Annotated in this window: 10 protein-coding genes; 4 read left to right on the top strand and 6 right to left on the bottom strand. The window is 71.2% G+C overall.

Annotated features, from left to right (window positions below):
• The coding region (gene groEL, locus VGK78_RS16790) for a chaperonin GroEL (RefSeq protein ID WP_331528873.1) at positions 1–1,093 on the top strand (1,093 nt) is incomplete at its 5' end.
• 309 nt (positions 1,094–1,402) lie between these two features.
• Here the strand turns inward: groEL and VGK78_RS16785 are convergent.
• From VGK78_RS16785 to VGK78_RS16775, 3 genes are read right to left on the bottom strand one after another with little or no spacing between them, the layout of a single operon-like run.
• Positions 1,403–1,642, bottom strand: coding sequence for a hypothetical protein (locus VGK78_RS16785; protein ID WP_331528872.1), 240 nt, complete (start codon positions 1,640–1,642; stop codon positions 1,403–1,405).
• The gene (locus VGK78_RS16780; protein WP_331528871.1) at positions 1,639–2,289 is read right to left on the bottom strand and encodes a sigma-70 family RNA polymerase sigma factor; all 651 of its coding nucleotides are present in this window, start codon (positions 2,287–2,289) and stop codon (positions 1,639–1,641) included. Before VGK78_RS16780 ends, VGK78_RS16785 begins: the two co-directional genes overlap by 4 nt.
• A complete protein-coding gene (locus VGK78_RS16775) occupies positions 2,286–2,516 on the bottom strand; it encodes a hypothetical protein (protein WP_331528870.1) in 231 nt (76 codons plus the stop codon). The genes VGK78_RS16780 and VGK78_RS16775 overlap by 4 nt, the downstream gene beginning before the upstream one ends.
• Before the next feature lie 102 nt (positions 2,517–2,618).
• On the opposite strand from VGK78_RS16775, the gene VGK78_RS16770 reads away from it, so the two are divergent.
• Positions 2,619–3,317, top strand: a complete 699-nt coding sequence (locus VGK78_RS16770; RefSeq protein WP_331528869.1) for a hypothetical protein — start codon at positions 2,619–2,621, stop codon at positions 3,315–3,317.
• 15 nt (positions 3,318–3,332) lie between these two features.
• Here the strand turns inward: VGK78_RS16770 and VGK78_RS16765 are convergent, their stop codons facing one another.
• Entirely contained in the window at positions 3,333–3,890 is a 558-nt protein-coding gene (locus VGK78_RS16765; protein WP_331528868.1) for a hypothetical protein, read from the bottom strand.
• A gap of 133 nt (positions 3,891–4,023) precedes the next feature.
• On the opposite strand from VGK78_RS16765, the gene guaB reads away from it, so the two are divergent.
• On the top strand, positions 4,024–5,535 hold the full coding sequence (guaB, locus tag VGK78_RS16760; RefSeq protein ID WP_331528867.1) for an IMP dehydrogenase: 1,512 nt from the start codon (positions 4,024–4,026) through the stop codon (positions 5,533–5,535).
• A gap of 134 nt (positions 5,536–5,669) precedes the next feature.
• On the opposite strand, the gene VGK78_RS16755 is transcribed toward guaB, so the two are convergent.
• The gene (locus VGK78_RS16755) at positions 5,670–6,083 is read right to left on the bottom strand and encodes a pilus assembly protein CpaE (RefSeq protein ID WP_331528866.1); all 414 of its coding nucleotides are present in this window, start codon (positions 6,081–6,083) and stop codon (positions 5,670–5,672) included.
• Positions 6,084–6,154: 71 nt separating this feature from the next.
• Here VGK78_RS16755 and VGK78_RS16750 point away from each other — a divergent pair, with 71 nt between their 5' ends.
• Complete coding sequence (locus VGK78_RS16750) at positions 6,155–6,835, top strand: MOSC domain-containing protein (RefSeq protein WP_331528865.1); 681 nt, start codon at positions 6,155–6,157, stop codon at positions 6,833–6,835.
• Here VGK78_RS16750 and VGK78_RS16745 read toward each other — a convergent pair.
• Positions 6,819–8,387: CHAP domain-containing protein (locus tag VGK78_RS16745; protein WP_331528864.1), on the bottom strand; the 1,569-nt coding region annotated here is incomplete at its 5' end. The genes VGK78_RS16750 and VGK78_RS16745 overlap by 17 nt on opposite strands.

Genomic DNA, 8,387 nt, shown 5'->3' with positions numbered 1-8,387 from the left:
GGAGTCCAACACCATGGGCACCGAGCTGGAGTTCACCGAGGGCATGCAGTTCGACAAGGGCTACATCTCGGCGTACTTCGTGACCGACCCGGAGCGGATGGAGGCCGTCCTCGACGACCCCTACATCCTGCTGCACCAGGGAAAGATCTCCGCGATCGCCGACCTGCTGCCGCTGCTGGAGAAGGTCATCGCCGCCGGCAAGCCGCTGTTCGTGCTGGCCGAGGACGTCGAGGGCGAGGCGCTCTCGACGTTGGTGGTCAACAAGATCCGTGGCACCTTCAACGCCGTCGCGGTGAAGAGCCCGGCGTTCGGTGACCGTCGCAAGGCGATGATGCAGGACATCGCGACCCTGACCGGTGGTCAGGTCGTGGCCCCCGAGGTCGGTCTCAAGCTCGACCAGGTCGGGCTCGACGTGCTGGGCACCGCCCGCCGCGTCGTGATCACCAAGGACAACACGACCATCGTCGAGGGTGGCGGCGACGCCTCCGCGGTCGAAGGCCGGGTCAACCAGATCAAGGCCGAGATCGAGAACACCGACTCCGACTGGGACCGCGAGAAGCTCCAGGAGCGCCTCGCCAAGCTGGCCGGCGGTGTCTGCGTGATCAAGGTCGGCGCGGCCACCGAGGTGGAGCTGAAGGAGAAGAAGCACCGCATCGAGGACGCCGTCTCCGCGACCCGCGCCGCGATCGAAGAGGGCATCGTCCCCGGCGGTGGCTCCGCGCTGATCCACGCCGTCTCCGTCCTCGACGGCGACCTCGGCCTGACCGATGACGAGGCCGCCGGGGTCCGGATCGTCCGCAAGTCGGCCGACGAGCCGCTGCGCTGGATCGCCGAGAACGGCGGAGAGAACGGCTACGTCATCGTCAGCAAGGTCCGCGAGGGCAAGGTCGGCGATGGCTACAACGCGACCACCGGTGAGTACGGCGACCTGGTGGCCCAGGGTGTCCTCGACCCGGTCAAGGTCACCCGCTCCGCGCTCGTCAACGCCACCTCGATCGCGGGCATGCTGCTGACGACCGAGACCCTGGTCGTCGACAAGCCGGAAGAGGAGGAGCCCGCCGCGGCCGGACACGGGCACGGCCACGGCCACTAGCTTGAATGGGCGGGATCTGGCGGCCTGAGTCTCGCGCGCGCGAGACTGCAGTAGGCGGTCACCCGCCGTTCGCGCGCACGAGCCTCAGCAGATATGCCGCCCGATCCGACGTGCCCGCTTCGCGGGCGCCTGTACACCGCTGACCTGGCAGAAGGGTGCAGGCCAGGAACGCTGAGCCGGCAGAAGGCACCCAGCCAGGGACGCCGACCCGGCAGAAGGCACACAGCCAGGGACGCCGACCCGGCGGAAGTTCATGCGAGCTTCTGCCGGGTCGACGTGATTTCGGGTGACGTTTCTGCCGGGTCAGCGTCAGGGGCGGTGAGGGTTCTCGGCGGCGAGGATGGCGAGGGTGGCGGCCTCTTCGGCGCAGGCGGGGCAGCCGCGGAAGTGGCCGGCCATGCCGGGGATGGGGTCCGGCTCGCCGGCGACCAGGCGGTCGACGTACTCGTCGACCATCGCGAAGCAGTCGTCGCAGGACAACCAGCCGTCGGTGTCCACGAGCAGGCGTCGCACCGCCTCGGGCCGCAGTCGACGCGGAGCCGGGCTCATGGGAGGTCTCCCGTCGCGGCAGCCAGGTAGCCCAGGGCATCCAGTCGCCTGCGCAGCTTCGACCGGGCGTCGTGCAGAGTCTTGTACAGGGCGTTGCGGTTCGTGCCGAGGCGGTCGGCGAGGACGTCGATGGGCACCTCGTCGACGAGCAGTGCGATGACCACGCGGCGCTGGTACGGCGACAGCTCGGTCTCCAGCAGGCCTCGCACCGTGTCGGCCAGCGCCGCGGCCTCGGCGTACTGTCCCGGCTCGGGCGACCGGTCGGCCACCAGCTCCAGCCCCTCGAGCTGGATCTCACGGCCGCGCCACGCCGCAGCGCGTACGGCGTTCGCGGCGTGCAGCACCGCGAACTTGTAGGCCCAGGTGGTGAACCTGCTGCGGCCCTCGAAGGTGTGCAGCTTGCCGAGGATCGCGACGAGGGCCTCGTCGGCGGCCTGGTTCGCGAGCTCGTCGGCGACGGCGCCGCCGTGTCGGCCGGGCCCGCCGCCCATCCGGTGCACCTGGCGTCGCGCGGCGTACACGAGCAGGCCGTGCAGCTCTCGGATCGCCCGTTCCTGCTCGGGCCCGGGCATCGACAGCGCGGCGACCCAGTCGACCGGTGCCGCCGCGGTCGGTGCCGGTGCCGGCCGGCCACCGACCGTGGTCACCCGGCGTCCCGGGTCGGCAGGGGTGACAGGATGCGCGCCGCGAGCTCGGGAGGACAGCCACGGTCGACCAGCTCGAGCAGCGCGTGCAGGTCGACCGCCGAGGAGGCGAGCAGCTCGGCCAGCTCCCGGTCGAACCCGGACTCGAGCAGCCAGCACACCCGCCAGGCGTGCACGTCGCCCGGAGCGTGTGCACACACGCACTTGGTGAGGCCCGGAGTCGGATGCATGGTCACGTCTTCTTGGTGTCTTCCGGAGTCGAGGTCTTACCGGGAGTACGTGCCAGGTAAGGATCGGGTTCGCGGCGACACGAAGGGTCGAGGAGGAACTCCATGAACACTTCACCCATCCGTCCCGCCCGGCTCGGCGCGACAGCAGCCGCGGTCTCGCTGGCCCTCGTCGGCGCGATGTTCCTGGGACCCGTCCAGAGCGGTCAGGCCGCCGGCGGCCAGGAGCAACACGCCCGGATCAGCGCGCGGGCGGTGACCCATCCGGAGCTGCGGCTGCACGACCAGATGCGCAGGCTGTGGGAGGCGCACGTGACGTGGACCAGGCTGGCCATCGTCACCTTCGCCGGCGGGACCGCCGGGTTCAACACCACCGCCACCCGGCTGCTGCGCAACCAGAAGCAGATCGGGGCGGCGTTCGCGCGCTACTACGGCACGCGGGCCGGCGACCACCTGGCGGCGCTGCTGCACGACCACATCACGATCGCCGTCGAGACCCTGCAGGCCGCGAAGGCCGGCGACCAGGCGGGCGTCGAGGACGCGAGCAAGCGGTGGTACGCCAACGCCAACGAGATCGCCGACTTCCTGTCCTCGCTGAACCGGCACGCGTGGCCGCGCACGGCGCTGCGCTCGATGATGAAGACACACCTGGACCAGACCCTGGCCGAGGCCGTCGACGAGCTCACCGGCCACTACTACGCAGGGATCCGTGAGTACGGCCAGATCGAGGCGCACATCCTCGAGATGGCCGACACCTTCAGCGCCGGCATCGTCCAGCAGTTCCCAGGGCGGTTCAGCCGCTGAGCTCGTCTCGCGGGGCTACTTCCAGGCGACCCAGCGACCGAACCGGTGCCTGGCGGGCATCCAGTCGTAGGTGCGCTCCGTCTCGGACCGGGTGGCGACGGCCATCCGGATCCGAGGCGGCTGGGGCTTGGTGCGCGGCTTCAGGCAGCCGCGGGGGATGCTGACCCGGATGAGGTTCAGGTCGTAGTCGTAGTCGGCGCTGCCCACCCCGCCCGAGCACCGCTGCTTCCGGCCGACCGGCTTCCAGCCGTCGGCATAGCTGACGCTCCAACCCTCCCAGTCACCGTTGGTGCTGATCTCCATCTCCGGCCCCTCGTGCCTGGGCCAGGTGTCGACGTACATGTCCTGGTAGTAGGACATGGTCGCGGACGCAGGGAACTTCAGGGTCAGGTGGAGGCGGTGAGCGCCGTACCGGATCCTCATCCACTTCAGGTCGCCGGTGCCGTGCCCCGTGGTGTCGTCGCCGACCTCGTCGTGAATCCGGATGGTCGCGGCCTGCACCGGCGACGCGGCGAGCATCGGCGTCATCGCGCAGGCCAGGACGAGCGAGGTGGCGGTGGTGAGTCGTCGCACTGAGTTCCTCCCTAGTAGTCGTTGGCTGTGACTAGGACGCCTCGACCCCGGACAGGGTTGTCGTCGACGTGTCGGAGTGGTGGGCCGGTGCGCCGGATCGGTCCCGGCGAGGCCGCGTCCGTAGACTCGTGACATGGAGATGGAGACCGCCGGCCGCGACCCGTTCGGCACGCTGGGCCTGACCTACGATGACGTCCTGCTCCTGCCCGGCTACTCCGACCTGGCGCCGACCGACATCGACACCACCACGCGGCTGACCCGCGAGATCGAGCTCAAGGCACCGCTGGTCAGTGCCGCGATGGACACCGTCACCGAGAGCCGGATGGCGATCGCGATGGCCCGCCAGGGCGGCCTCGGCGTGCTCCACCGCAACCTGTCGATCGACGACCAGGCCTACCAGGTCGACCTGGTCAAGCGGACCCAGACCGGGATCATCAGCAACCCCATCACGATCGGCCCCGACGCGACGCTGGAGGACCTCGACCGCATCTGCGGCGAGTACCGCGTCTCCGGCCTTCCCGTCGTCGACGTCGACGACCAGCTGCTCGGCATCATCACCAACCGCGACCTACGCTTCACGCCGGTCGCGGAGTGGGCGACCACCAAGGTCGAGGAGATCATGACGCCGATGCCGCTGGTGACCGGCCAGGTCGGCATCACGCGTGACGAGGCCACCGCCCTGCTCCGCCAGCACAAGCGTGAGCGGCTCCCGCTCGTCGACGACCGCGGCCGGCTCGGCGGGCTGATCACGGTCAAGGACTTCGTCAAGGGCGAGCAGTTCCCCGACGCGTCGCATGACGCTCACGGGCGGCTCATGGTCGGCGCCGCCATCGGCTACTTCGGCGACGCCTGGCAACGGGCCACCACGCTGATCGAGGCCGGTGTCGACGTCCTCGTCGCCGACACCGCCCACGGCCACGTCCGGCTGCTGCTCGAGATGGTCGAGCGGCTGAAGAAGGACCGCGCCACCCAGCACGTCCAGGTGATCGGCGGGAACGTGGCCACCCGCGAGGGTGCGCAGGCGTTCGTCGACGCCGGCGCGGACGCGGTGAAGGTCGGCGTGGGGCCGGGCTCGATCTGTACGACGCGCGTGGTCACCGGCGTCGGCGTGCCCCAGATCACCGCCGTGCACGAGGCCGCCCTCGCGGCCAAGCCCGCCGGCGTCCCGGTCATCGCCGACGGCGGGCTGAAGCATTCCGGCGAGATCGCGAAGGCGATCGTCGCCGGCGCCGACTCGGTCATGGTGGGCTCGCTGCTGGCGGGCTGCGAGGAGTCGCCCGGCGACCTGGTGTTCGTCAACGGCAAGCAGTACAAGTCCTACCGCGGCATGGGTTCCCTCGGCGCGATGAGCAGCCGCGGCAAGAAGTCCTACTCCAAGGACCGCTACTTCCAGGCCGAGGTCACCAGCGACGACAAGATCATCCCCGAGGGCATCGAGGGACAGGTGGCCTACCGCGGCCCGCTCTCGGCGGTCGCCCACCAGCTCCTCGGCGGGCTCCACCAGTCGATGTTCTACGTCGGCGCGCGCACCGTCCCCGAGCTGCAGGAGAAGGGTCGCTTCGTCCGCATCACCCAGGCGTCGCTGGCCGAGTCACACCCCCACGACGTGCAGATGACGGTGGAAGCCCCCAACTACAGCGTCTGATGTGTCGGCTCAGGCGGCACTGAGCCTCGTGCGCGCATGGCGCACGAGGTGGTTGCGGACCGCCGCGCGCACGAGCCTCAGCGGAGATGCCGCCTGACCCGACGTGCTCGCTTCGCGAGCGCCTGATGTGTCGGCTAGCCGTACGTCAGCAGGCCCAGGACCGCGCGGGCGTACGCCGACTCCACGTCGACGTCGACGAACCGCTGCTCCGTGTCGCCGAGCAGCATCGAGACGGCGTACCCCGGCGCCTCGCCCGGGATGTACTCCAGGCCCATGAAGGCCTCGCCGAGCACGTCACGCAGCTGGTCCTCGCGCGGCAGCCAGAGTGCCTCGGAGGCGGCCAGCGTGTCCATCGCCCACTCCGTGGTGCCGTTGAAGGCGAGCAGCTGACGGTCGAAGGCCATCCGCCGGGTCTCGACCACCATGTCGCTGACCACGAACTCGAGCTCGTCGAGCCCGTGGTCCGGGATCACGAACCAGTCGCCCTTGCTGGGCGTCCAGGCGAGCCCGGCGTCACGCAGGTCGGTGGCCAGCTGTCGCGAGATCACGGCTCCAGTGTGCGCGACACAGGTCGTGATCACGACGACCGACGGGCCGGATACTCACTACGCTCATCCACGTGCCGACGTTGCGCGAGATCCGCCGCTACCCGGTGAAGGCGATGGGTGGCGAGTCGCTGCCGTACGTCGAGATCGAGCCGCGCGGGCTGGTCGGGGACCGTCGGTACGCCGTGGTCGACGGCGACGGCAAGCTCGCGTCCGGCAAGCACAGCGCGCGGTTCCGCAGGAGGGACGAGGTCTTCGAGTTCGCGTCCCGTACGACTCGCGACGGCGTCAGGGTGACGGGACGCGGCGGCGAGTGGCCGGTCCCCAGCGACGACCTCGACCACCTGCTCAGCCAGGCGATGCGCTCCACGGTGCGGGTGCTGCCCGAAACCACCACACCCCACTTCGACGCCGGCCACGTCTCGCTCGTGGGCACGGCGTCCCTCGACTGGTGCCGCGAGCAGCTCGGCGTCGACTCCGATCGGCGCCGCATCCGGCCGAACCTCGTGGTCGAGACCGACGAGCCGTTCGTCGAGGAGTCCTGGGCGTCGGTGAGGATCGGCGACGTCAGCCTCGTCGCCGACCGGCGGATCGAGCGCTGCCGGATGATCGACATCGCCCAGGAGGGCCTGCCGCGTGACGGCCGCTGGCTGAAGGCGCTGACCGCGGCCCGCGAGATGTGCCTGGGCGTCTACCTGGACGTCGACGCCCCCGGTCGGATCAGCGTCGGCGACGAGGTCAGAGCCAGGGGCTGACCGAGAAGCCGCCGCCGTGCGGGCCGTGGGCGGCGGGCAGGGTGCCGGAGGGCCCCAGGAGGCGCCAGACCGCCCGGCCGTGGCGATCGGTGACGCCCACGAGCACTCCGCTCACGGTCGTGGCCAGCACCGGGCTGCGCATCTGCGACGGCGGCACGTGCGGAAGCCTGCCCGAGTCCTTCCACCGCTGGACGCCGACCGGCCTCGAGCTGACCGCGAGACGACCGTCCGTGGTGACCGCGGCGAGCCAGGTGCGCCCCGTGGGGTCCACGGTGAGCGAGGGTGAGGAGTACGGCGACCACCGGCCGGGCAGCCGGTGACCGCGCTGCCAGCCGTGTGTCCCGGTGTGCCGCACGACCAGGTCTCCCCGTTGTCCGACGGTGGCCAGCCAGACCCGACCGTCCTGGGCGGTCGCGAGCGCCGGGGTCGACGTCACCGACCAGCGCTGGTGGTCGACGGGGCGGAAGCCCGACCAGGCGAGGCCGTCGCGGGTCGTGTGCTGGGACTGGAGCGTGCCCTGCCGGGTCACCGCAGCCACCCACACGCGTCCCAGGACGTCGGTGGTCGCGGCCGGGGCGGCGTGCGTCGACCACGAGCCGGGAAGGCCCATCCGGTGCGCCCGGCTCCACCGGTCGGAACGCGCCCCTGGCGTGTGCCGCTCGACCAGGGTCCCGGCCGGGGACACCGCCAGCAGCCGCACGCGGCCCTGCCCGTCGACGACGAGCGCGGGCGACGAGGTGGCGGCGCCTGCGAGGACCGGGCGGGGGTGGCTGAAGGCGGCCGAGGTCGGGCCGGTGTGCGCAGCGAGGACACGACCCCCGGAGGCCACGGCGGCGACCCAGACGCGGCCCTGCGCATCGGTGACGACCGACGGTGCCGCGTCTCCGGACCAGCCCCGGGGAGCGTGGAGGCGGGAGGTGCGGCCCGACGGACGGCGTACGACGAGGTCGCCTCCGGCCGTGGTGCGGGCGGACCACGTCGCGTTGTGCGCGTCGCTCGTGGCGTCACCGGCGCGGGTCGAGCCGAGGTACGGCGCCGGCGCCAGGTCGTCGAGGTGCAGGTAGCGGAACGACGAGGTCGGCACCGTGCGGACGTCGTACCCGCCCGCGATGGCGTAGTTGTACTCCTCGATGGTGACCGTGCCGTCACCGACCGCGGACACCCAGGCGACGTGCCCGTGCTTGCCGTCGTCGGTCTGGGCCACCGCACCCACCGCCGGGACGTCGTCGGCGAGGTAGCCGAGCTCGGTCGCCGCCTCGTTCCAGTCCGCGGCGTTGCCCCAGTGGACGCCGCCGAAATGGTTCTCGAAGTCCCCGAGGCCGTTGGTCGTCCGCAGCCGCCAGGCGACGAAGCTCGTGCAGTTGCGCAGTGCGAAACCCCAGGGGTCGCCGTAGCTGCCGTTGTAGAACCAGATGTTCTTCGCGCACTGGCGGGGCGGCGGAGGCGTGGCCGGCTTGGTCGGCTGGGTCTGGGTGCCGGGCTGGTGCGGCTTGCCGACGTGTCCGGGACCTCCTGGCCCACCTGGGCCGCCGGGCTTGGCCGGACCTGCGGG

The sequence above is a fragment of the Nocardioides sp. genome (assembly GCF_036503465.1).
In the GTDB taxonomy this organism is placed as follows: domain Bacteria; phylum Actinomycetota; class Actinomycetes; order Propionibacteriales; family Nocardioidaceae; genus Nocardioides.
Note: the sequence above shows the minus strand (reverse complement) of the source record. Positions and strands in the feature narration are given on the sequence as shown.

Excerpts from the sequence above, each read along its gene's own strand:
- VGK78_RS16770 (WP_331528869.1), top strand. The coding sequence starts at position 2,619 with ATGAACACTTCACCCATCCGTCCCGCCCGGCTCGGCGCGACAGCAGCC.
- guaB (WP_331528867.1), top strand. The coding sequence starts at position 4,024 with ATGGAGATGGAGACCGCCGGCCGCGACCCGTTCGGCACGCTGGGCCTG.
- VGK78_RS16775 (WP_331528870.1), bottom strand. The coding sequence starts at position 2,516 with ATGCATCCGACTCCGGGCCTCACCAAGTGCGTGTGTGCACACGCTCCG.
- VGK78_RS16785 (WP_331528872.1), bottom strand. The coding sequence starts at position 1,642 with ATGAGCCCGGCTCCGCGTCGACTGCGGCCCGAGGCGGTGCGACGCCTG.